This is a genomic window from Brevibacillus sp. JB24b, from assembly GCF_051713385.1.
Classification (GTDB): domain Bacteria; phylum Bacillota; class Bacilli; order Brevibacillales; family Brevibacillaceae; genus Brevibacillus_B; species Brevibacillus_B laterosporus.
Genome location: NZ_JBNVQV010000001.1, coordinates 4,993,967 through 5,017,137, shown reverse-complemented (window position 1 = coordinate 5,017,137; position 23,171 = coordinate 4,993,967). Strand labels below are relative to the sequence as shown.

Here is a 23,171-nt window from a genome sequence, read left to right as displayed (position 1 = left end):
GGAAAAACATATACTATGGAAGCAAAGCGAGCACGAATAACGAAAAAGAAAGGGTTTATCGGATGGAACAGAATATACTGACAAAGGTTTGGGTTGTGGATAAGAATGTGGAAGACCAAAAAAGTTGTGCACATCTTGTGGATGCAGCAAAACTTGTCGAATCAGGAGAGCTTGTTGCGTTTCCTACCGAAACGGTTTATGGGTTAGGAGCGAACGCTTTATCTGATGAGGCTGTGGAAAAAATCTTCGTTGCTAAGGGTAGGCCGAGTGATAATCCACTGATCGTCCATATTGGTGAAAAATCACAACTAGACGCTGTGGCCACTGACATCCCTGTGAAAGCAAGACAGCTGATGGAGGCATTTTGGCCAGGTCCACTTACTATGTTTTTACCCAAGAGAGCAGGAATTGCCTCCAAAGTAACGGCCGGATTATCTACAGTTGGAGTACGCATGCCAGATCATCCTGTTGCTTTAGAATTAATTAAACAGGCGCATGTTCCAATAGCAGCACCAAGCGCAAACCGTTCTGGTCGTCCCAGCCCTACTACAGCTCAGCATGTCCTGGAGGATTTAGAGGGAAGAATTACAGGGATTGTGGACGGAGGGAGTACAGGTGTAGGCGTGGAATCTACGACAATAGACATGACAGTGGAACCTCCGATGATTCATCGTCCAGGTGGTATTACAGTAGAGCAGATTCGGCGTGTAATCGGAGAGGTAGAAATTGATCCGGCATTCCTAACAGAAGAAAAGGAACAACCAATTTCGCCCGGAATGAAATATAAGCATTATGCTCCAAAAGGAGATTTATGGTTAGTGTCAGGTCAAGAGGACAAAGTGAGAGCGAAAATGCTGGAGCTTTTAATAGAAGCGAAAGAACAAGGATTAACAACAGGAGTTATGGTACCCAGAGAACATCTGGATGGCTGGGACAATCATACTCTCGTGGATTTAACACTTCAATGTGGTTCGTTGGCATCATTGGAGGAAGTAGCTCAGGAGCTGTATACAGACCTACGTCGATTTGATGAGGAACAGATTCAGTTTATTTTGGCGGAAACATATCCACGTGAGGGTCTGGGGCTAGCTGTGATGAATCGTTTAGAAAAAGCAGCTTCCCATCGAATTATAAAGGCTTAAACATCTAGAGGTACAACCTGTAGAGAAAAAGAATTTTTATCCCCCTGTCCGCATAAGGTGAAAAAGACAGGGGGGGAGAGTGTGGAAGCTACAGTATTTCTTTGGGGACAATTTCTAACATTACTGCTAATTGCGATCGCGTTGGGAATGGATGCGTTCTCACTGGGTATTGGGCTTGGTATGGTGGGTCTTCGATTGCGTAAAATTGTGAACATCAGCATTATGATTGGATGTTTTCATGTTGCAATGCCTCTGTTAGGTATTGCGATCGGTACCTATCTCTCTGATATAGTAGGAGATATCGCTATTTTCATTGGGGGCGGTATCTTGATTCTCCTTGGCGTACATATGTTATGGAGCGTCTTTTTTGGAGAAAATGAGGGGAGTATAATTAAAACATCAGGGCTTGGACTGATTCTGTTTGCCTTTAGTGTCAGTCTGGATGCCTTATCAGTAGGCTTTTCGCTTGGTTTAATGGCAGTAAACAAATGGCTGGCAGTTAGCTTGTTTGGTATCATTGGAGGTATGATGGCTTCTGCTGGTCTGCTACTAGGGAGAAGCGTCGGAGGCTGGCTGGGTGAATATAGTGAAATTATTGGCGGTGTCATACTGCTGATTTTTGGTTTAAAATTTATTTTGTAAATCGTGTGGTCAAAAAAGGGGGCACCATAACATGCGAATTTTATTTGTCTGTACGGGCAATACTTGCAGGAGTCCTATGGCAGAAGTTCTTTTCCGTGAACAAGTAAAGGATTTACAAATGGAAATTGCCTCAGCAGGAGTTGCTGTATTTGAGGGACAACCGGCTTCCTTGCATGCCCAACAGGTGTTAGAGGAAAAAGGACTAGCACATGAGCATTTTTCTAAACAGATTACGAATGACCAAATAAATCAGGCTGACCTAATCATTACAATGACGCAAGGACATAAAATAGCGATTTTGAGTCATTTTCCTAAAGCAACAGAAAAGGTATACTCACTAAAAGAGTATGCGTATGGTCAACAAGGCGATATAACAGATCCTTACGGTGGAACCTTAGAGATGTATCGTGCTACAGCGAAGGAATTAGAAGAGGATTTACAGGCTGTACGAGAAAAACTACAGAAGAATGTAAATGAGAAGAATAAAGAGTATCGTCAGGATATGGAATGAGTTAAAAAGGTGCTGGAACGTTCCCAGGACCTTATTTATTTAAAATCCGAACGATTATTTTTTATTTTTAATTAATGTTTGTGTTTTGTTGGTAAAACGAGCTTTTTGCTTGTTTCTATACTGTATTTCGTTAGGATAATCATGTATAATACATCATATGACGACAAAAGTGAGGGATTGCACAATGAAAGTAGCATTAGCAGCCGATCATGGCGGATTACGTCTAAAAGAAGAGATCAAAAAGCTTTTAACATCAATGCAGATTACGTTCGAAGATTTTGGTTGTAATTGCGAGACCTCTGTTGATTACCCAGACTATGCCTTACCTGTTGCGGAAAAAGTAGCTTCTGGAGAGTTTGACAGAGGTATTTTAGTATGTGGGACAGGTATTGGTATGTCCATTGCGGCTAATAAGGTACGTGGAATTCGTTGTGCATTAGTTCATGATACGTTCTCTGCAAAAGCAACCCGCGAGCATAATGATACGAATATGCTAGCTATGGGAGAGCGAGTAATTGGACCTGGCCTAGCTCTTGATATTGTGAAAATTTGGCTGGGAACTGATTTTGAAGGTGGCCGCCATGAGAATCGCGTTAAGAAAGTGATGGATATTGAGGCTAAATATTCGGGAGTGAAGTAAGGTGGAATTTGCTCGTCTTCAGCAAGAGATCAAGGATTGTGTGCTGGAATTAGTCAAAGTAGCAAAGCTGCAAGCTGACCAGCTTCTGGTGATCGGTTGCAGTACGAGCGAAGTGATTGGTCAGCATATTGGTAAGTCCGGTAGCGAGCAAGTGGCTAGTGCTATTTGGATGGGGATTGCAGAAGCTCAGCAGGAAGTAGGCTTTCAGCTTGCTTTTCAATGTTGTGAGCATTTGAATCGTGCACTTGTTGTAGAACGTTCTACTATAAGACAATATGGACTTGAAGAAGTAAGTGTTATTCCAGTACCACGCGCAGGAGGTTCTATGGCAGCCTATGCCTATCAGCAAATGAAGATGCCAGCTGTTGTAGAACATATCAAAGCAGATGCTGGCCTTGATATTGGCGATACCTTCATTGGTATGCATCTTAAACATGTGGTAGTTCCGGTTAGACTTAGTCGCAAACAAGTAGGGGAGGCTCATCTAACAGCAGCCTATACACGACCAAAGATGATTGGTGGAGCACGAGCGGTTTATGAACGTATTGATCAATTGACTTGTACCTAGAGAAAAACAACTTGGGTTGACATTCAATGGTGAATTGAAATAGAAGTGTAGATAACCAGGGAGGGATAAAATTATGTTCGATATTTTAAAAGAAAAAGATCCACAAATTACAGAAGCTATTCGTTTGGAATTAGGTCGCCAGCGTGACAAGATTGAGCTAATTGCATCAGAAAACTTTGTGAGTCGTGCCGTGATGGAGGCGATGGGGACTGTACTTACTAACAAGTATGCAGAAGGTTACCCAGGTCGCCGTTACTATGGCGGTTGTGAATATGTTGATATTGCAGAAAACATCGCACGTGATCGAGTAAAGGAAATTTTCGGTGCAGAACATGCCAACGTACAGCCGCATTCTGGCGCTCAAGCTAACATGGCTGTTTATTTTACCATTTTACAACCAGGAGATACTGTCTTGGGCATGAACTTGTCTCATGGTGGACATTTAACACATGGTAGCAGCGTTAACTTCTCAGGTACTCTCTATAACTTTGTTGAATATGGTGTAGATGAAAAGACACATCTCATTAACTATGAGATCGTTCGAGCAAAAGCATTAGAACATAAACCAAAAATGATCGTAGCTGGCGCAAGTGCATATCCGCGTGAGATTGATTTTGCTAAATTCCGTGAAATTGCTGATGAAGTTGGAGCATACCTCATGGTTGATATGGCGCATATCGCTGGTCTTGTTGCAGCAGGCTTACATCAAAATCCAGTGCCTCATGCTCATTTTGTTACATCTACTACCCATAAAACATTGCGCGGTCCACGCGGTGGTTTGATTCTTTGCAAAGAAGAGTTTGCCAAAGCAATCGACAAATCTGTATTCCCAGGGGTACAGGGCGGTCCATTGATGCATATCATTGCAGCGAAAGCCGTATCATTCGGTGAAGCACTGCAACCTGAATTCAAAGAATACTCTCAACGTGTTGTAAACAATGCTCGTGCTTTTGCTGCGGCATTACAGGCAGAAGGTTTACAGCTGGTGTCTGATGGTACGGATAATCATCTTGTATTAGTAGACGTACGAAATCTAGAGCTTACAGGTAAAGTAGCCGAACATCTTCTTGATGAAGTAGGTATTACGACAAATAAAAATACAATTCCATTTGATCCAGCTAGCCCGTTTGTAACAAGCGGTGTGCGTATGGGTACGCCAGCTGTCACTAGTCGTGGGTTCGATGAAGAGGCAATGAAAGAAGTAGCGAGCATCATTGCTTTGACTCTGAAGAATCCAGAGGACGAAGCTAAGCATGCAGAGGCTCGTGAACGTGTTGCCGCACTGAGCAAGAAGTTCCCGCTGTATGAAGGCTTGTCTATCTAAGTCTTTACGTAAACAATTCTCGTAAAGGGTCATAAATAACAAACAGGTCCACCTACCTTACGAGGAGAGGGCCTGTTTTTCTGTGTGTTTCTTCCTATTTATATTTCAATATAGGCGGGGGAAAACTAGCGAAGGGAAGTAAACGCACGATATTCATATAAGATATAAGTCAATATTTTCAGGCAAATTGACGTTATAGCTTTGCTCCTTTATGATAAGAAAAGCTTATTTCAAGGAGCCATGGGCTTCGTGTACATAATGTGTTTGCTAATAATGAAACGGAGGTACTAGCATGAGCCGTGTATATGTATTTGACCATCCTTTGATTCAGCATAAGTTGACGTTTATTCGTGATAAAAATACAGGAACAAAAGAATTCCGTGAGTTAGTAGATGAAGTAGCAACTCTCATGGCATATGAAATTACCAGAGATATGCCTTTGGAAGAAGTAGAAATCCAAACACCAGTAGCAACTTGTAAATCCAACGTAATTGCAGGTAAAAAAGTAGGGCTAGTACCAATTTTGCGTGCTGGATTAGGTATGGTTGATGGCGTACTGAAATTAATTCCTGCCGCAAAAGTAGGACATGTAGGGCTGTATCGTGATCCCGAAACGCTGCAACCAGTAGAATACTATGTAAAATTACCAACCGATGTTGCTGAGCGCGAATTGATTGTCATTGATCCTATGCTAGCAACAGGCGGTTCTGCTGTGGCTGCTATTGAAGCTCTGAAAAAACGTGGTGCTAAGAACCTCAAATTAATGTGTTTGATCGCTGCTCCAGAAGGAATTAAGGTAATCCAAGACGAACATCCTGACGTAGATATCTTCGTAGCGAAAGTAGATGAATATCTGGACGATCACGGCTATATTATTCCTGGATTAGGAGATGCCGGTGACCGTTTATACGGAACGAAATAGGGGGTGTCTTGTTTGATGAAAAAGATAAAAGTAATGACGGTATTCGGGACAAGACCGGAAGCGATTAAGATGGCTCCACTTGTTCATGAGTTAAAAAAACATAACGAACAGATTGAATCTATCGTATGCGTTACAGCTCAACATCGACAAATGTTGGACCAAGTTCTGGAGATTTTCCAGATCACGCCTGACATGGATTTAAATATTATGAAGGATCGTCAAACTTTGATCGACATCACAACCCGCGCATTAGAAAGCTTAGATAAAGCGATCAAAGAAGCACAACCAGATATCGTACTCGTACATGGAGACACCTCTACAACCTTCGTTGCAAGCCTGGCTTCCTTTTATAACCAAGTAGTGATTGGACATGTTGAAGCTGGACTTCGCACGTGGGACAAGTATTCTCCATTCCCGGAAGAGATGAATCGCCAATTGACAGGAGTTATGGCTGATCTTCATTTTGCACCAACAGAAGGTTCGGCTGATAATTTACGTCGTGAGAATAAGCAAGAGCAATCAATCTATGTTACAGGGAATACAGCGATTGATGCACTACAGACAACCGTGAAGTCTGACTATCAGCATCCTGTGCTAGATAAGGTAGTAGGCAAAAAGATGGTATTGATGACAGCCCATCGTCGTGAAAATCTAGGTGACCCAATGCGCCGTATCTTCCGAGCGGTTCGCAAATTGGTAGATGAGCATGAAGAGATTGCCGTGGTTTATCCGGTGCATCTAAACCCAGCGGTGCAGGAAGTGGCTCAGGAGTTCTTGGGTAATCATGATCGTATTCACCTAATGGATCCATTAGATGCGTTTGATTTCCACAATTTTGCTCGTCACGCTCACTTAATTTTGACTGACTCGGGTGGAGTACAAGAAGAAGCTCCTTCTCTTGGAGTACCAGTACTTGTCTTGCGCGATACCACAGAACGTCCAGAAGGCATCGTGGCTGGTACGTTGAAATTGGCAGGCACAGATGAGCAACAGGTATATGATATGGCGAATGAATTGTTAACCAATCCAGTAGCTTATGAACAAATGGCTCAGGCAGCTAATCCATATGGAGATGGAAAGGCGTCAGAAAGAATTGTGAAAGCAATCTTGTACCATTTCGGATACACTTCTGATCGCCCAGTCTCTTTTCAACCAAGTCAAGAGAAGTTATTATCTAAATAAAGCATAGAAAAGAGGCGTTTTTCAGGAACGTCTCTTTTCCTTTTGCAGTAAATAAAAAACGCTAAAAAACTGCAACTTGTGAGCGATTTGCTACGTCTAAACATTGTAATGGATAGGAAAAAAGAGAAAGTTTAGCCAATGGAGAGGGGTTTCAACAAAATGAATAAGAGGCCAGCTCGGTTTCTGGCGTTAATGCTGGCTACAACTGTGGCATACGGGGCAATTTTTCCTGTCGTGCTACCTGCCTATGTAGTAGAAGCTGCGACAGTGGGACCGTTAAAAATGGTTTGGCAAACGCCAATTGGGGAAGGTACAATCTTAACGCATTATGAAAAGGCTTATGGTGACCAAAAGAGCAAAATCTACATAACGAAAGTGGATCTGAATAATGAATACGTAGAAGTGAAGCCCATTTATGGAACAAATGGGCATGTAACAGAAAAACAATCTATCACTAAAATGACGAATGAAGCAGGAGCAATTGCTGGTGTCAATGCTGACTTCTTCAATATGTCTCTACGTGGCGCACCATTCGGAATTGTTGTAAAAGATGGAGAAACAATTTCCTCAATGGGGCATTTACCGTATTACTACAGCTTAGGGATTACTGCTGATAAGATAGCGTCCATTGAACGATTTGGGTTCACGGGACTCGTCACCTCTCAAAATGGTAAAAATATGAACCTGCGTGGAATTAATAAGGAGGAATACTCTTCTACAGCAGGCAAAAGCCATGAGAATCAGCTTAATATGTATACACCTGCTTTTGGGAAGACTAGCTTAGGTACAATTAAAGGCTATAAAGGTGTGGTAGAGGTAGTTTTTCGAAATGGCATAGCTACTGAGGTCCGTGTGGATCAACCTGGGGCAGCGATTCCTGCTGATGGCTTTGTTTTATGGGGACACGGAACTGCCGCTCAATTTCTACAACAAGAGTTTCCAGTCGGCTCTTCAGTGACTGTAAATTCACAAACTACTCCCAATTCCAAAGAGTGGGTCCAGGCAGTAGGTGGTCATGCTTTGCTAGTCAATCAGGGGAAAGTCGCTAGCATTTCCGCCGATAGTGCAGTTATGGGTAAAACAGCTCGAACTGGTGTTGGAGTCTCTAAGGACGGTAAGACACTATACATTGTAAGTGTGGAACAAGGTAGCGCCAGCCGTGGGGTAACACTGGTAGAGTTTGCCCAGATAATGGTTGAAGCAGGTTCTTATATGGCAGCTAACTTTGATGGTGGTGGTTCACAAACATTAGCAGTTCGCATGCTGGGGGAGACAGAAGCTAAACTAGCTAATCGCCCTATGCAGGGTGTAGAGCGTCGAGTTCCAACGGGATTGGGTGTATTTAATACAGCACCTGCTGGAGATTTAGCCGGTTTCCAATTAACGGGACCTACTGAAACGCTAATTGGACAAGCTATTCAGTTTGGAACCAAAGCATACGATAACCACTATTTACCTTATAAAATTGATGCCAATCAGATTTCTTGGGGTGTAGAAGGGGATTCTGGATCATTTGAAGGAACCTCATTTATTGCACGTCAATCAGGCACTTCTGTTGTTACAGCTAGTGTAAATGGAATTCAAACAAAGAAAAATATTCATGTCGTTAGTGGTGCTGAGGTAGAGCAGGTGATGGTCTCGCCATCTCCGCTTACAGTAATGCCAGGCCAAACATTGCCACTTGATATAAAAATCAAAACGAAAAAAGGACAGTTGGTCACAGCAACACCATTATCTGTAAAAACGTCTGTTAGCAATGAACTTGTACACATTAATGAACAAATGCAATTGGTTGCAGGAGAACAAACCGGACAAGCTACCTTGACTGTATCTTACGACGGTAAAACCACTTCGGTACCAATTACAGTAGGGGCTACTGAGCAGCAATGGATCAATTTTGATAATATTGCCGGTATTTCATTTGCAGGAAATCCAGAGGTTCTGACTTCGAAAGGTTCCTTCTTGCTCCAAAGTGAACAAGTACATGGTTCTGGTAAATCTGCTAAATTAACATATGATTTCAGTGGGGCATCATCTGCCAATACTCGCTTTGCTTATGGAAAAATGGGTGCCGCACCTATAGCGATTCCTGGACAACCAATTGGTATGGGATTATGGGTCTATGGAGATAACAGTAATCACTGGCTTCGTGCTGAAGTAATTGATAGCAAGGGTAAAACACATTATGTGGATCTTGCCAAGGAAATAGACTGGACCGGTTGGAAACAGCTTAGAGGCTATTTCCCATCAAATGCAGCTTATCCTTTGCAACTGAAAAGTATATATCTAGCTAATTTGCCTGAAGGTACTGAATCGCGTCCAGAAAAAGGAAGTATCTACATGGACGATGCAACATTGTTGGTGCCATACGGTCAACAGTTTAGCGATATTGTCAATCATCCGTATAAAAAAGAGATTCTATATATGGCTGAACAGGATTTTGTGAAAGGACTTTCTGCTAATAAATTTGGTCCAGACGTCGCTTTAACACGTGCTCAATATGTTTCGCTACTAGCTAGGGTGTTTAATTGGGAGCTACCGACTCAACCTAAATTGAGCTTCAAGGATAAGGTTCCTTCGTATGCTCAGGGTGCGGTACAAGTAGCGGTATCCATGGAATTGGTGAAAGGATATAAGGACAATACCTTCCGTCCAGATCAGCCTGTAACACGAGCGGAAGCGGCCATCATTCTGGATCGGATTCTACAGCAATCAGCTACGCCTAAGGTGCAGCTGAAGGATCAAAAGCAAATTCCTTCGTGGGCATCAACTCCTGTTGCTAATATAGTAGGTTTAGGGTTAATTGATCCAATTCAAGGAAATTTTAAACCTGATAGCCCAACCACACGCGCTGTTTGTGTTGCAGCCTTATACCGTTTAATTCAACGATAAAGCAAGGGTTTAGCCGTCTTTTGCTATCTGCAAAGACGGCTTTTTTTATCAAACTGTAGGATGCAATCTAATTCTAAAGATTACCTGTTTACTTTTTATTTATTTCTACTATAGTAATAATGGGAAACTTATAAATAGTATAATCAAAGGGATATCTGTCTCCTTAAAAATATGGTAATATAAAGCTTAGTTACTAATTATTGTTAGTAATAGACTGAAGATTCACAAGTGGTCAAATTAACTAACTAAAGCTTACGATCTGATGTTTTTAAGGAGTGGATATGATGAAAGGTAGCGATGTAGTCATTGTCAGTGCTGTACGTACTGCCATCGGTAGTTTTCAAGGTAGGTTATCTTCTGTAAGCGCAACCAGATTAGGAGCAGTAGTGATTGAAGCGGCACTTGCCAAAGCCGGTGTTGATAAACGGCACGTAGACGAGGTTGTGATGGGGAACGTGCTACAAGCGGGACTTGGGCAAAACCCAACGCGTCAGGCCGCTATGCTAGCTGGCATCGGGGAAGAGAAACCATCAATGACCATTAATAAAGTTTGCGGGTCAGGATTAAAAGCTGTACATCTAGCTTATCAAGCTATCGTTTCTGGAGAAGCAGATGTGGTAGTTGCTGGCGGAATGGAAAATATGAGTCAGGCTTCTTACCTATTAGAAGGTGCCAGAGATGGATATCGTATGGGTGATCAAAAGGTCGTAGACTCCATGATCCGCGACGGGCTCTGGTGTGCTTTTAATGACTACCATATGGGTATTACAGCTGAAAATCTTTGCGAACGTTACCAGATCAGCCGAGAAGAACAAGATGAGTTTGCAGCTTGGAGCCAACAAAAGGCGAACAATGCTATTCAAGAAGGACGCTTTCAGGATGAGATCGTCCCTGTGACTATCCCACAAAAAAAGGGAGAGGCAATTTTGTTTGAGCACGACGAGTTCCCTCGAGCAAGTGCCACAGTGGACGTGTTGGCTAAACTTCGACCTGCTTTTAAAAAGGACGGGAGCGTCACGGCAGGGAATGCTTCTGGAATTAATGATGGGGCTGCAGCACTAGTTTTAATGTCTTATGCAAAGGCAGAAGAGCTGGGGATTAAGCCTTTAGCTACAATAGTTGCCAATGCAAGCGCTGGAGTTAATCCGCAGGTAATGGGACTTGGCCCAGTACCAGCTACAGAAAAGGCTCTAAAAAAGGCTGGTCTATCTTTAGATCAAATAGACCTAATTGAAGCGAATGAGGCCTTTGCGGCACAATCAATAGCAATTGGCAAAGAACTAGGTCTTGATCGAGAAAAGTTAAATGTGAACGGAGGAGCGATTGCCCTTGGTCATCCAATTGGGGCAAGCGGGGCTCGTGTTCTTGTTAGTCTGATCCATGAAATGTTGAAACGAAGCGATTCTCGCTATGGTTTAGCTACCTTATGTATAGGTGGAGGTCAAGGAATTTCAACAATAATCAAAATAATATAGACAAATTTGTGAAAGATTTGTGTCCTACAGTTCGACAAGTTGACAATGCGGATAAATCTTCGTTAATATGTTAAGGTGTCAAGGTGTCAACCAAGCTCTTCCATTTCTGGTTTGAAGGGAGAAGCGAACTTGTCAAAAAAGGTAAATAACCCATGGAAAGCTATCGGATTAGTAAGCATGATTGGAGCAGATCTAGCAATATGTATCATAGCCGGAGTCTTATTTGGAAAATATTTAGATGAATGGTTACATACAGCTCCTTGGCTCATGATTACCGGGCTATTTCTAGGGTTGGGCGTAGGTATTGTAAGCGTATACCGAATGATACGTCCTTATCTGTAGGGAGATGTAGCATGCAAACATTCTATACTGCCGTACGTAATATTATCCGCTGTGTTTTATGGTCTATTGCCCTTATCGGGGTTTTATGGTTTCTCCTACCTGATTATAGATTGTTTTTTCAGTCATTATTGCTGGGAAGCTTTGCAAGTCTTATCAATGGACTTCTCCTCTATCTGAAGGTATGGAAAATTACTGGTAATATAGGAAAAACCAAGGGAATAGGAATGGTGCAGAGGTTTGCTGTTACAATTATAGCAGTTTTTGTAGCCCTAAGATTTCCAGAATTGTTTCAAATTATAGGAGTTATTATTGGACTTCTAGTATTTCAAGTGTTTTCGATTATTTTCGTGTATTACAATCTTAAAAATAGATGATTAGTTCAATATTTGTTAACTGTTTTTCAACAAATTAAGAGGTAGAATAAAGAGTAAGCTCTTAAAAGGTTGACTAAGGAAGTATTTTTTGAGGGAAAGGGGTGAACAAATTTTGGATCATTGGTCATTAAAATTTAAGCTCGGTGGACTCGTATTCGATATTCCGACCATGCTTATGATTACGTTGACAGCTATTTTGGTTTTTGTCCTACTGGTTGTTTTATCGCGTCAATTAACGACAGGTGTTCCGGGTGGAAGGCAAAACCTTCTTGAGTGGGTTGTTGATTTCATCAATAACTTAGCGAGATCGGTTATGGATGCAAAAACGGCTGCAAGGTTTATTACACTTGCTGTGACAGTTTTTCTCTATATTATTCTAGGAAACTGGTTAGGGCTTGGTCTTAACGTAACCACATTGCATCACAACGACCCTGCTGAAAATAAGGTGGTTAGCGAACAGGTTGTTGAGATGTTAACGATCTCTGGGACTCCTGAGGCTCAGGCTAAGAAAATCGAAAAAGTGGAACATGCACTTGAACCAGGTGGCCATGGTATACACATAGCGTGGTGGAAATCTCCAACGGCTGCTGCAAGTGTGACCTTCTCTCTGGCGCTTACTATCCTTCTTTACTCTCAATACGTGGATATTCGTCGTCATGGGTTAGGTACGTACCTGAAGCATTTTCTTAACCCACTCCATATCCTTGAAGAACTGGTCATTAAGCCTTTAACACTTCCACTCCGTCTATTTGGTAACATTTTTGCTGGGGAAGTTTTGATTGCCTTCTTAATGAGCACCGGCGTCTTTATTGGTAGTATCCCGTTATTAGCGTGGCTTGGTTATTCCGTCTTCGTAGGGGCAGTTCAAGCTTATATCTTCACGACCCTTACAATCATATATATTTCGCAGAAAACGAATGATGGTCACTAATTTTTAATCAACAGAAATTGAGGAGGATTATTTTAATGAATACTTTGGCTTTAGCAATCGGTATTATCTTTGGTTTAGCTGCATTAGGTGGAGCTATCGGTAACTCTCTAGTTATCTCTCGTACAATTGAAGGTGTTGCACGTCAACCAGAAGCTCGTGGTAGCTTAATGGGTCTTATGCTTCTAGGGGTAGGTCTAGTAGAAGCAGTACCTATCATCGCGGTTGCGGTTGGTTTCATTCTTTACTCCCAAATGTAATTTTACAGGGCGAAGGCTAGCAGGCTAGGCCTTCGCCTTGTTTATGCAACAGTAAAAGATCATTGCTTGTTTATTTTTACTAAAATACTCTTCTGAACCAGGAAGGAGTGAATAGCATGCTAGAGTTTGGAGCGGTAACCCTTGAAGGGGGCACGATGCTCTTTCAAGTACTCGCATTCCTGATACTTCTTTTAGTTGTTAGGAAATATGCAGTTGGCCCTATAACACAAATCATGGAAAAACGTCGTCAATACGTTGCATCAGAAATTGAAGCAGCAGAACGTAACCGTAAAGAAGCGGAAGGACTACTAGCTGAACAACGCCGCTTGTTAGATGAAGCTCGTCAAGAAACAAAAGCTCTAATTGAGCGTGCAACTCGTCAAGCACAAGAAGAAGAAGCGCGTATTAAAAAAGAAGCGGAAGAAACAGCGGCTCGTCTAAAAGCGGAAGCAAGTGCAGAAATTGCCCGTGAGACTGAGAAAGCTAAAGAAGAACTACGTACACAAATGGCAAGTCTATCTGTTTTGTTGGCTTCTAAAATTATTGAAAAAGAATTGGACGAAGCTACGCAAAAATCCACGATTGATCAGTTCCTGAAACAAGTAGGGGATCGCTTATGAGTGGAGCATTAGCAAAACGTTACGCACGTGCCCTGTTTGAGATAGCAGAAGAGCGTGGACTCATTGATCAAATTGAAGGTGAGTTAAAAGACATTGCTGAAGCATTACAACAGGTACCTGACTTCCAAAAATTATTTACACATCCTCGTATTGCCGTTGCTTCTAAAAAAGAGTTGCTAGAGGAGCTTTTCAAAGGAAAAGCTTCGCAGGAAGTAATCAACTTTCTTTTTGCGTTAGTAGATAACAAACGTGAGAATGAATTCGAAGAAATAACAAAAGCATACGTAGAAATGGCTAACGATAAACGTGGCTATGCGGATGCTGTTGTTACTACAGCGAAACCATTGAGTCAGGAAGAATTAGAAGAGCTAGCTGCTCAATTTGGTCAAATGCTGGCTAAAAAGCTACGCTTCGAAAGCGTAGTAGATCCTACTATTATTGGTGGAGTCGTTGTAAAGATTGGCGATCGTTTATATGACGGTAGCCTGAAAACGAAATTAGAGCATTTTGCGCATCAAATATAAGACGCTGGGTTGAATGGGGTGAATCGTAAGTGAGTGCAATCAGACCTGAAGAAATTAGCTCGCTCATCAAAGAGCGCATCGCTAATTATAAAGCTGAGATCGAAATCGCTGACGTAGGTACGGTTATCACTGTTGGTGACGGTATTGCGCGCGTACATGGTTTGGAAAAGGCAATGGCCGGTGAGCTTCTTGAGTTCCAAAACGGCGTTATGGGTATGGTACTCAACTTGGAAAGCGATAACGTAGGGGTAATTATCCTTGGAGCTTTCCGTGACATTAAAGAAGGTGACACGGTTAAACGTACTGGCCGTGTAATGGAAGTACCAGTAGGGGAAGCGCTATTAGGTCGCGTAGTTAACCCACTTGGTCAACCAATTGACGGATTAGGTCCAATTGCGACTACGGAATTCCGTCCTATCGAGAACAACGCTCCAGGTGTAATGGCACGTAAATCAGTTCATGAGCCATTGCAAACTGGTATTAAAGCGATTGACTCTATGGTACCTATCGGTCGTGGTCAGCGTGAGTTGATCATCGGTGACCGTCAAACAGGTAAAACATCCGTAGCTTTGGATACCATCATCAATCAAAAGGGTAACGGAATGATTTGTATCTACGTTGCCATTGGTCAAAAGCAATCAACAGTTGCTGGCGTAGTTGAAACACTACGTAAGCATGGTGCTCTTGATTATACAATCGTTGTTTCCGCTACAGCTTCTGATCCAGCCCCATTGCTGTATCTAGCTCCTTATGCGGGTGTAACAATGGGTGAGTACTTCATGTACAAGGGCGGACATGTCCTATGTATTTATGATGACTTATCTAAACAAGCGGCAGCTTATCGTGAGTTGTCCCTGTTGCTTCGCCGTCCTCCAGGTCGTGAGGCATACCCTGGTGACGTATTCTACTTGCATTCCCGCTTGTTAGAGCGTGCAGCAAAACTATCTGATGAACTGGGAGCTGGTTCTCTAACAGCACTTCCTTTCATCGAGACTCAAGGTTCTGACGTATCTGCGTACATTCCAACGAACGTTATCTCCATCACAGATGGACAGATCTTCTTGGAAACGGATTTGTTTAACGCAGGTCAACGTCCAGCGGTTAACGCAGGTATCTCTGTATCCCGCGTAGGTGGTGCCGCACAGATTAAAGCAATGAAAAAAGTAGCTGGTCCACTTCGTTTGGACTTGGCACAATATCGTGAGTTGGCTGCATTTGCGCAGTTCGGTTCCGATTTGGATAAAGCAACACAAGCTCGTTTGACTCGTGGTGAGCGCGTTGTTGAAATCCTAAAACAACCTTCATACCAACCAATGCCTGTTGAAAAGCAAGTTATCTCTATCTTCGCTGCGACAAAAGGCTTCCTAGACGAAATTGCTGTGGAAGACGTTCGTCGTTTCGAAAAAGAATTGCTTGCATTCATCGACTCCAATAAACCACAGTTGTTCGAACATATTCGTACAACAAACGAATTACCGGATGAAAAGGAATTAGGAGCGGCGATCGAAGAGTTTACAAAAGGCTTTGCTTCAAGCCGTTAATCTTCGGCATCGATAGATTTTGTGCATGCTGGATTCAAGAGAATTCAGCATGCATTTCCCAAGGTGGTGAAAATGAGTGGCTCAAGGTATTCGTGAAGTAAAACGACGTATAAAAAGCGTTAAAAACACGCGTCAGATCACGAAAGCGATGAAGATGGTGTCTACTGCAAAACTTCGCCGTGCCCAAGACCAAGCGCAAGCGGCTCGCCCGTATGCTCAAAAGGTTCAGGATGTAGTAGCAAGTATTGCATCAGGAAGCACCAGCTTTAAACATCCGATGCTTCAGACCCGTCCGGTGAAGAAGACAGGATATATCGTTATTACTTCTGACCGTGGACTCGCAGGAGGATATAACGGGAATATCATCCGTAAGGTTCTTCAGGCGGCTAACGAAAAGCATAAATCTAAAGATGAGTATGCGATCTTTGCTATCGGACGCAAAGGCCGTGATTTCTTTGTGAAACGTGACTATCCTGTCATTGAAGAGGTAGTTGGAATGCCGGAAAACCCTAGTTTTTCTGACATTAAGCAAATTGCGTACACAGCAGTCAAATTATATGCGGACGAAAAGATCGACGAACTCTATCTCTGCTATAACGAATTTGAATCTGCTATCTCGCAAATTCCACAGGTGAAACGCCTGTTGCCACTTCAATCAATTGAATCTGATTCACAGGCCTCTACAGTTAACTATGATTATGAGCCTTCTGCAGAAGAGGTTCTCGAAGTGCTTTTGCCAAAATATGCAGAAACGCTAATCTATAGTGCTGTATTGGATGCGAAAGCTTCAGAGCACGGAGCACGTATGACATCGATGGGTAATGCGACTGATAATGCATCTGATATTATCGATCGTTTAACACTCTTCTATAACCGTGCTCGTCAGGCAGCCATCACGCAAGAAATCTCCGAGATTGTTGCGGGTGCAAACTCACAAGTATAACAAAGACAGTTATAAAGGCTTCCAATTAGCTTTTAGGAGGGAAGATTTAAGATGGCGAAAGGGCGCGTAGTTCAGGTAATGGGACCGGTTGTTGACATTGAGTTCGACCATGGTCATTTGCCTGCTATCTATAATGCGATCAACATTTCTTATAAAGCACAAAGCTCCGGAGAACGCGACATTGATCTAGTATGTGAAGTTGCGCTTCATCTGGGAGATAACCTAGTTCGTACAGTTGCGATGTCTTCTACAGACGGTTTAATCCGTGGCATCGAAGCAATTGACTCAGGTGCACCTATTTCTGTACCTGTAGGTGAAGTTACATTGGGTCGCGTATTTAACGTATTAGGCGAACCAATTGACCAAGTGGAGATGAACGATGTTCCTCGTCGTGATCCAATTCACCGTGCAGCACCTGCTTATGAAGACCAAGCAACTTCTACTGAGATCCTAGAAACAGGAATTAAGGTTGTTGACTTGCTAGCACCATACGTAAAAGGTGGTAAAATTGGTCTGTTTGGTGGTGCGGGTGTAGGTAAAACCGTACTAATTCAGGAATTAATCAACAACATCGCACAAGAGCACGGCGGTATCTCTGTATTCGCTGGTGTTGGTGAGCGTACTCGTGAGGGTAATGACCTTTACCATGAGATGAGAGATTCCGGTGTTATCGCTAAAACTGCGATGGTATTTGGACAAATGAACGAACCACCAGGTGCACGTCTACGTATCGCACTGACTGGTCTTACAATGGCAGAGTTCTTCCGTGATGAAGAAGGTCGTGACGTACTTCTGTTCATCGATAACATCTTCCGTTTCACGCAAGCTGGTTCTGAGGTATCCGCTCTACTTGGACGTATGCCATCTGCGGTAGGTTACCAGCCAACGCTTGCTTCTGAAATGGGTAGCTTGCAAGAGCGTATCACTTCCACGAAAAAAGGTTCTGTTACTTCTATTCAAGCGATCTACGTACCAGCGGATGACTATACTGACCCAGCACCTGCTACAACGTTTGCTCACTTGGATGCAACAACTAACCTGGACCGTGGTATTTCCGAGTTGGGTATCTACCCTGCGGTTGATCCACTAGCTTCTACTTCTCGTGCTCTTGCACCTGACATTGTAGGTCAAGAACACTATGAGGTAGCTCGTGGCGTACAGACAATCCTACAACGTTATAAGGAATTGCAAGATATCATCGCTATCCTAGGGATGGATGAGTTGAGCGATGAGGACAAACAAACTGTATCACGCGCACGTCGTGTACAACGTTTCTTGTCCCAGCCTTTCCACGTTGCTGAACAATTTACTGGATTCTCTGGTAAATATGTACCGGTTAAAGAGACTGTACGTAGCTTTAAAGAAATTCTTGATGGTAAACATGATGATCTGCCAGAATCAGCTTTCCTATTCGTAGGTACGATTGATGAAGCAGTTGAAAAAGCAAAGAACATGAAGTAAGACAACCCTGAAAGGGGAGACGGTAATGAGCAAAATGATAATAGAGATCGTTACTCCTGAACGGGTTGTCTATAGCGGAGAAGCCACAATGGTAATTGCACGAGGCGTTGAGGGTGAGTTGGGTATTCTCCCTAACCATACGCCGCTAGTGACTCCGTTAAAAATTGCTCCTGTTCGGATTAAGCAAGAAGGCGACAAAGAGACCATAATCGCAGTTAGCGGCGGCTTCATGGAAGTTCGCGGCCAAACGGTAACGATTTTAGCTGAAGCTGCAGAGCAATCAGACGACATTGATACAGCTCGTGCAGAATTAGCAAAACAACGTGCCGAAAATCGTCTCAATGAGAAGATTCCAGATCTTGACGTTCAACGCGCTGAGTATGCCCTACAACGTGCTATCGTACGTTTAGATGCGGCACGCCACAAGTAAGCGAGAATCCCCAGGCATTTTTATATGCTTGGGGATTTTTCTTTGGAAATTGGAAATATGCCGCTTGTTATGTGTATAATAAACCTAATGTACTCTAGGATTACTAGGAAGTACTCTGTGAAACGCAGTTGTGGATAAGGAGAGTGTAATATGCAAACGATACAAGATCTTCGCACAAAAGGTAGCGATGATATTATTATTCCGAAAGGATATGACATGCATGGCTGGAGCACCGTGTTCTCTCATGAGATGAACGTATTGTTTAAAGCCGTTTGCTATGCGGTGAGCAAGCTAAACACAAAAGAAGAAATGTTAGAGTCCATCTTTTCTACGAAGGCGTTGGATGGTACCTTCGATACGTTGGATAAAAATAAATTCAATGACGAAGAAAACTATGAAAACTACGTGGCTCTATTGGAGAAATACGGTAACTTTTTGAAACGCTCTAACTATGAGTATCCAGCAACAGCTCAGGAAGCGTTAGATATGTTCATTAAGTGGGGTCTAGTAATTGATAAGGGAACAAGCCTAGACGTACCAGTAGATCCTTTCCCAGAAGTAGTAGATACATTCGAACTTCGTGATGATGAAATGTTTGCTTTGTATCATATCCGTTTGGAGTCGTTGATTCATCCAGTGTTTAGCCAGTTGGTTATGTATCTACATGAAAAAGAAGAGAATGAATTCTCACTTTCAAAAAATGAAATCAAGGAAATTCTGGGAGGCATTAACGATAATATGCTAACAGAAGTCTTGATTAAACTAACGCCATACTTGGAAGAGCCGATTGATCGTTTCCAAGAGATTCCAGACAATGAAAAGATGGGATTCAAAGTGGTATGGGAGCGTATTTACGAAGATTTCTTGGGTACAGAAAATCCACAAGCTCTTCAATAAACGTTATACAATATACAGATTTTACCAATAAAATTAAAAATGACTGTCCTTAAAGTATAGACATTTATACGGAAGGACAGTTTTTTTTAATTTTGTAAAAATATGACTTTAGACCTAAAGGAATAAAGAAAAATATAGAGAAATTAATATGTACTGATTTTTTAGAAAAATCAGATGCTATTATAATTTTTTCTTAATTCTATTAAATTAGGAGGGATCTTAGTTGTTACGAAAACCTAAAAAGATCACATCAATAGCACTAGCTACTAGCTTGTTGCTAGGAGTTATCCCATATAATGTTATGGCGGCGACTCCAAAGGAAGGCTTAGAATTGGATGCGCTCTTAGATGTTAATGCGTTAACAAAGGCAAAGGTATCGGGAGAAACTGATGAGGAGGTTTCTACTGGCCCTGCGTACATATCCCCTGCTTTGGATACCAAGTCTTCTAAAATGGTGACTGTTATTGTCCAGTTAAAAGCTGATCCAGTTGTTGTGACGAAAGGAAAGTCAAAAAGTTCTGAAAGAGAAGCACGTTCACTAGTATCTGATGATCAAGATGATTTTGAAGGACTTGTAGAAGATAAGGGTATTGATTTGGATATCGAGAAGAAATTTGAAGAAGTATTTAATGGAATGGTAGTGACTCTGCCTGCCAATGAAATCCCTAAGTTAGCTGAACTACCTAATGTAAAAGCTGTTTATAACAACATTAACTACTACTCCCAGCCAGACGTAGAGGTTGTATCTGAGACAGCTGAGCTACCACCGGGAAATTATGATGTGAATCCTTTAAAAGCAATGAAAATACCTGAAATGTGGAAGCTAGGCTACACTGGTAAAGGCTTAAAAGTGGGTGTTATTGATACAGGTGTAGACTATTTGCACCCTGACTTAAAGGATGCCTATAAAGGTGGCTATGACTCCTACGATGATGACGATGACCCATATGAGCAAAAACCAATCCCTGTTGATGAAGATCCAGAGGGAAAAGGTTATAAGGGCTCACATCACGGTACCCATGTAGCTGGCACAATTGTTGGGCGAGCTTCCAATAAAACATCCGACGTTCATGTTCGTGGAATTGCCTATGAGGCTGACCTTTATTCATACCGTGTATTAGGTCGACATGGTGGAAGCTCGGCTCAAGTAATTGATGGAATTGAACGTGCTGTTAAAGATGGCATGGATGTTCTTAATTTGTCGTTAGGATCTGATTTGGAAAAAAACTCTGATTCACCTGATGCTATCGCGTTAAATAATGCAGTATTAGCTGGGGTTATTCCAGTTGTAGCTAACGGAAATGCTGCTAATAATAATCCAAATCAATATTATTACACAGCCGGATCTCCAGCTGGTGCAAAATTAGTTATTTCTGTGGGAGCAACTACACCACCTGTAGAGTTGTATACCAGTACAGCTACTACTTCCTTCGGTAAAAACTATGAATTTAAAGTAGCAAGTTATGAAACAGGTCTATCTGATTTTGCTAAGATAGTGGGTTCAGAAACTCTCCCTCTTGTATTTGCTAACCTGGGATTGATTTCTGATTTTGATAAGGTAGATGTAAAGGGCAAAGTGGTTTTAGTTTCACGTGGCGGAGTGGCCTTTGTTGATAAGATTTCTAACGCGAAAAAGGCAGGAGCAAAAGCTATTATTATTTATAATGGCAATGATGCTAATGGAGATGGCATCGCAGATCCAGATCCAGTAGGTCGTGATGATTACTTTAATTCCTATCTTGGTGATCAGATGGATGCAATTCCTACCTTTGACATGAAAGGGAAAGAAGGCCGTGAATTGGTGAAGCAAATTCAAGCTGATCCAAGCAAAGCTACCATCACGTTTAGTAGTGAATATCCTAAGACAGAAGAAAAAGGCGATCAGATGGCTGACTTCAGTTCACGTGGGCCAGCTATCGATGATGAGTACTCTATCAAGCCAGACGTATCGGCTCCTGGGGTAAGCATCTTATCAGCAAAGCCAACATGGAAAAAAGATTTCCCAGATGCGAATTACGATCATGCCTACCAACGTCTAAACGGTACAAGTATGGCGACTCCGCATGTAGCTGGTCTTGTTCTGCTCTTGAAACAGGCCCATCCTGATTGGACGCCATTTGATGTAAAGGCGGCTATGGCTAATACTGCTGTTGAGATTAAAGATGGAAATGGTGTCTTATACGATGTTTATTCCCAAGGCTCTGGTCGTGTAGATGGTTTGGCGGCCCTAAAAACACCAGCCTTGCTACAAACAGTTGAAAAGACCAAAATCTTAGATAAAAACATGAACGAAAAATTTGTCACCAACTATGGAACAAATATTAGCTTTGGTTTAGTTTCCAAAGACATGAAAAAACCGTTAGTTAGAACACTTCAATTAAAAAATACTTCTGATGAAGAGGTTGAATACGAAGCAGAAGTTATTATGCACGAAAAGGTTACGTCCGTACCTGGAAAACCAGCGACAACTACCGACGTAGACAACCTGAAAGTGAAGCTGTCAGACGATGACTTTACTGTAAAACCCGGTAAATCTGTACAATTTAATTTACAGGTAGAGGCTAAGAAAAAATTAAAGGATGGCGTATACGAAGGTGAAGTTCGTCTGAAGAGCGAAGATGGACACCCTGACTTGCACCTGCCGTTTGTTATCCATGTAGGTGATGAAAGGGAAGAAAATAAATTCGGCTTTGATAGCTTTAAGCTTTCTAGCACTCAAGTTAATCCGGATACACTTACTTTCTCTGCATCTGCTGACTTGCAAGCAAAGGATATTAATCTTATTGAACTACAGCTTTGGGATCTAAATGACGAAAAGCTAGGCACAATGGCTGTAGAGAAAAAGACGGATAAAAAAGGAAATCTTCAATTGTTGAAACCAGGAAAGCTCTCCTTTAAAAACCTAACCGGGGAATATGTGAGTGCAAAAACTGGCAAGCTAACAACACCAGAAAACGGGAAATATAAAGTAAGAATCTTTGGATATCAGTATGATCCAGAGAATCCAGTTGAAAAAGAAGACGATTTAAAAATTAAATATGAAGCTTGGAATGCTATTTCGATTCAAGGTCCAGTAGATGGAGAAGATCGTGAAGATATCAGGGAATTAGTTAACGAAGCAGCTGAGGATTTCTCAGCAAAGGTTGTTAATGTTAGTGAATTGAATAAACAAGTGTTAAAGCTACCGAATGAAACAGATGAAATTACTTATAAAGTGGTAGAAAGCTCTAACACTGATTTGATTGACAATGATGGCTTCCTAGTAAAATTACCAAAGAAAAAACAGAAAAAACCAGTGTACATTACCGTTCATGTATCTTCCGTGAAGGTTCCTTCCATTAAAAAGGTTGTAGTTGTAGATGTATTATTGCAACCGAATAAAGGTAAGGGAAAAGGAAAAGGGCGACTTCCTGCTCCAATCGAGGTGGAAGAACAAATTGAACAAACAACCGAGCAACAAACCGAACAACAAACGGAGCAGCAAGTAGCTGAACAAGCTGCTCAGTAAGCTAGTAACATTTTTATTTAGGAACAAACACCAAGTAACAAAGGG

The 23,171-nt window shown here is 42.0% G+C and carries 22 protein-coding genes; all 22 read left to right on the top strand.

Annotation, left to right across the window (positions count from 1 at the left end):
• Positions 1-62 precede the first annotated feature (62 nt).
• The 22 genes from ACQV1I_RS23520 to ACQV1I_RS23415 all read left to right on the top strand — a co-directional run bounded on the left by ACQV1I_RS23520 (position 63) and on the right by ACQV1I_RS23415 (position 23,126).
• Entirely contained in the window at positions 63-1,142 is a 1,080-nt protein-coding gene (locus ACQV1I_RS23520) for an L-threonylcarbamoyladenylate synthase (RefSeq protein ID WP_116333614.1), read from the top strand.
• Positions 1,143-1,223: 81 nt separating this feature from the next.
• Positions 1,224-1,784 carry a manganese efflux pump MntP gene (locus ACQV1I_RS23515; RefSeq protein ID WP_116333615.1) on the top strand — a complete coding sequence of 187 codons (561 nt, stop codon included), beginning with the start codon at positions 1,224-1,226 and terminating at the stop codon, positions 1,782-1,784.
• Between the two features lie 31 nt (positions 1,785-1,815).
• Positions 1,816-2,295, top strand: a complete 480-nt coding sequence (locus ACQV1I_RS23510; protein WP_116333616.1) for a low molecular weight protein arginine phosphatase — start codon at positions 1,816-1,818, stop codon at positions 2,293-2,295.
• 184 nt (positions 2,296-2,479) lie between these two features.
• Positions 2,480-2,935 carry a ribose 5-phosphate isomerase B gene (rpiB, locus tag ACQV1I_RS23505; RefSeq protein WP_094699884.1) on the top strand — a complete coding sequence of 152 codons (456 nt, stop codon included), beginning with the start codon at positions 2,480-2,482 and terminating at the stop codon, positions 2,933-2,935.
• 1 nt (position 2,936) lies between these two features.
• Positions 2,937-3,503 carry a TIGR01440 family protein gene (locus ACQV1I_RS23500; RefSeq protein ID WP_094699883.1) on the top strand — a complete coding sequence of 189 codons (567 nt, stop codon included), beginning with the start codon at positions 2,937-2,939 and terminating at the stop codon, positions 3,501-3,503.
• A 73-nt stretch (positions 3,504-3,576) separates the two neighbouring features.
• On the top strand, positions 3,577-4,827 hold the full coding sequence (glyA, locus tag ACQV1I_RS23495) for a serine hydroxymethyltransferase (protein WP_094699882.1): 1,251 nt from the start codon (positions 3,577-3,579) through the stop codon (positions 4,825-4,827).
• A 292-nt stretch (positions 4,828-5,119) separates the two neighbouring features.
• A complete protein-coding gene (upp, locus tag ACQV1I_RS23490; protein ID WP_018669732.1) occupies positions 5,120-5,749 on the top strand; it encodes a uracil phosphoribosyltransferase in 630 nt (209 codons plus the stop codon).
• Positions 5,750-5,764: 15 nt separating this feature from the next.
• Complete coding sequence (gene wecB / locus ACQV1I_RS23485) at positions 5,765-6,931, top strand: non-hydrolyzing UDP-N-acetylglucosamine 2-epimerase (RefSeq protein ID WP_116333617.1); 1,167 nt, start codon at positions 5,765-5,767, stop codon at positions 6,929-6,931.
• A 159-nt stretch (positions 6,932-7,090) separates the two neighbouring features.
• Complete coding sequence (locus ACQV1I_RS23480) at positions 7,091-9,823, top strand: phosphodiester glycosidase family protein (protein ID WP_116333618.1); 2,733 nt, start codon at positions 7,091-7,093, stop codon at positions 9,821-9,823.
• Between the two features lie 284 nt (positions 9,824-10,107).
• Positions 10,108-11,298, top strand: a complete 1,191-nt coding sequence (locus tag ACQV1I_RS23475; protein WP_116333619.1) for an acetyl-CoA C-acetyltransferase — start codon at positions 10,108-10,110, stop codon at positions 11,296-11,298.
• A gap of 129 nt (positions 11,299-11,427) precedes the next feature.
• On the top strand, positions 11,428-11,640 hold the full coding sequence (locus ACQV1I_RS23470) for an AtpZ/AtpI family protein (protein ID WP_018669736.1): 213 nt from the start codon (positions 11,428-11,430) through the stop codon (positions 11,638-11,640).
• An 11-nt stretch (positions 11,641-11,651) separates the two neighbouring features.
• Positions 11,652-12,014 (top strand): ATP synthase subunit I, encoded by a 363-nt coding sequence (locus tag ACQV1I_RS23465; protein ID WP_018669737.1) that lies wholly within the window; start codon positions 11,652-11,654, stop codon positions 12,012-12,014.
• A gap of 88 nt (positions 12,015-12,102) precedes the next feature.
• Positions 12,103-12,945, top strand: coding sequence for a F0F1 ATP synthase subunit A (gene atpB / locus ACQV1I_RS23460; protein WP_094699878.1), 843 nt, complete (start codon positions 12,103-12,105; stop codon positions 12,943-12,945).
• Positions 12,946-12,980: 35 nt separating this feature from the next.
• Positions 12,981-13,202 (top strand): F0F1 ATP synthase subunit C, encoded by a 222-nt coding sequence (atpE, locus tag ACQV1I_RS23455; RefSeq protein WP_003334246.1) that lies wholly within the window; start codon positions 12,981-12,983, stop codon positions 13,200-13,202.
• A 116-nt stretch (positions 13,203-13,318) separates the two neighbouring features.
• Positions 13,319-13,822, top strand: a complete 504-nt coding sequence (atpF, locus tag ACQV1I_RS23450) for a F0F1 ATP synthase subunit B (protein WP_018669739.1) — start codon at positions 13,319-13,321, stop codon at positions 13,820-13,822.
• Complete coding sequence (locus ACQV1I_RS23445; protein ID WP_094699877.1) at positions 13,819-14,346, top strand: F0F1 ATP synthase subunit delta; 528 nt, start codon at positions 13,819-13,821, stop codon at positions 14,344-14,346. The genes atpF and ACQV1I_RS23445 overlap by 4 nt, the downstream gene beginning before the upstream one ends.
• Before the next feature lie 29 nt (positions 14,347-14,375).
• The gene (atpA, locus tag ACQV1I_RS23440; RefSeq protein WP_018669741.1) at positions 14,376-15,887 is read left to right on the top strand and encodes a F0F1 ATP synthase subunit alpha; all 1,512 of its coding nucleotides are present in this window, start codon (positions 14,376-14,378) and stop codon (positions 15,885-15,887) included.
• Between the two features lie 76 nt (positions 15,888-15,963).
• Positions 15,964-16,830 carry an ATP synthase F1 subunit gamma gene (gene atpG / locus ACQV1I_RS23435; RefSeq protein ID WP_094699876.1) on the top strand — a complete coding sequence of 289 codons (867 nt, stop codon included), beginning with the start codon at positions 15,964-15,966 and terminating at the stop codon, positions 16,828-16,830.
• A 51-nt stretch (positions 16,831-16,881) separates the two neighbouring features.
• On the top strand, positions 16,882-18,291 hold the full coding sequence (gene atpD, locus ACQV1I_RS23430; RefSeq protein ID WP_094699875.1) for a F0F1 ATP synthase subunit beta: 1,410 nt from the start codon (positions 16,882-16,884) through the stop codon (positions 18,289-18,291).
• Between the two features lie 25 nt (positions 18,292-18,316).
• Positions 18,317-18,721, top strand: a complete 405-nt coding sequence (locus ACQV1I_RS23425; RefSeq protein WP_094699874.1) for a F0F1 ATP synthase subunit epsilon — start codon at positions 18,317-18,319, stop codon at positions 18,719-18,721.
• A 150-nt stretch (positions 18,722-18,871) separates the two neighbouring features.
• Positions 18,872-19,618 (top strand): DUF6042 family protein, encoded by a 747-nt coding sequence (locus tag ACQV1I_RS23420; protein ID WP_018669745.1) that lies wholly within the window; start codon positions 18,872-18,874, stop codon positions 19,616-19,618.
• A gap of 223 nt (positions 19,619-19,841) precedes the next feature.
• Positions 19,842-23,126 (top strand): S8 family serine peptidase, encoded by a 3,285-nt coding sequence (locus tag ACQV1I_RS23415; RefSeq protein WP_094699873.1) that lies wholly within the window; start codon positions 19,842-19,844, stop codon positions 23,124-23,126.
• The last annotated feature ends 45 nt before the right edge of the window (positions 23,127-23,171 follow it).

Excerpts from the sequence above, each read along its gene's own strand:
- ACQV1I_RS23520 (WP_116333614.1), top strand. The coding sequence starts at position 63 with ATGGAACAGAATATACTGACAAAGGTTTGGGTTGTGGATAAGAATGTG.
- ACQV1I_RS23510 (WP_116333616.1), top strand. The coding sequence starts at position 1,816 with ATGCGAATTTTATTTGTCTGTACGGGCAATACTTGCAGGAGTCCTATG.
- rpiB (WP_094699884.1), top strand. The coding sequence starts at position 2,480 with ATGAAAGTAGCATTAGCAGCCGATCATGGCGGATTACGTCTAAAAGAA.
- glyA (WP_094699882.1), top strand. The coding sequence starts at position 3,577 with ATGTTCGATATTTTAAAAGAAAAAGATCCACAAATTACAGAAGCTATT.
- upp (WP_018669732.1), top strand. The coding sequence starts at position 5,120 with ATGAGCCGTGTATATGTATTTGACCATCCTTTGATTCAGCATAAGTTG.
- wecB (WP_116333617.1), top strand. The coding sequence starts at position 5,765 with ATGAAAAAGATAAAAGTAATGACGGTATTCGGGACAAGACCGGAAGCG.
- ACQV1I_RS23480 (WP_116333618.1), top strand. The coding sequence starts at position 7,091 with ATGAATAAGAGGCCAGCTCGGTTTCTGGCGTTAATGCTGGCTACAACT.
- ACQV1I_RS23475 (WP_116333619.1), top strand. The coding sequence starts at position 10,108 with ATGAAAGGTAGCGATGTAGTCATTGTCAGTGCTGTACGTACTGCCATC.
- ACQV1I_RS23465 (WP_018669737.1), top strand. The coding sequence starts at position 11,652 with ATGCAAACATTCTATACTGCCGTACGTAATATTATCCGCTGTGTTTTA.
- atpE (WP_003334246.1), top strand. The coding sequence starts at position 12,981 with ATGAATACTTTGGCTTTAGCAATCGGTATTATCTTTGGTTTAGCTGCA.
- atpF (WP_018669739.1), top strand. The coding sequence starts at position 13,319 with ATGCTAGAGTTTGGAGCGGTAACCCTTGAAGGGGGCACGATGCTCTTT.
- ACQV1I_RS23445 (WP_094699877.1), top strand. The coding sequence starts at position 13,819 with ATGAGTGGAGCATTAGCAAAACGTTACGCACGTGCCCTGTTTGAGATA.
- atpD (WP_094699875.1), top strand. The coding sequence starts at position 16,882 with ATGGCGAAAGGGCGCGTAGTTCAGGTAATGGGACCGGTTGTTGACATT.
- ACQV1I_RS23425 (WP_094699874.1), top strand. The coding sequence starts at position 18,317 with ATGAGCAAAATGATAATAGAGATCGTTACTCCTGAACGGGTTGTCTAT.
- ACQV1I_RS23420 (WP_018669745.1), top strand. The coding sequence starts at position 18,872 with ATGCAAACGATACAAGATCTTCGCACAAAAGGTAGCGATGATATTATT.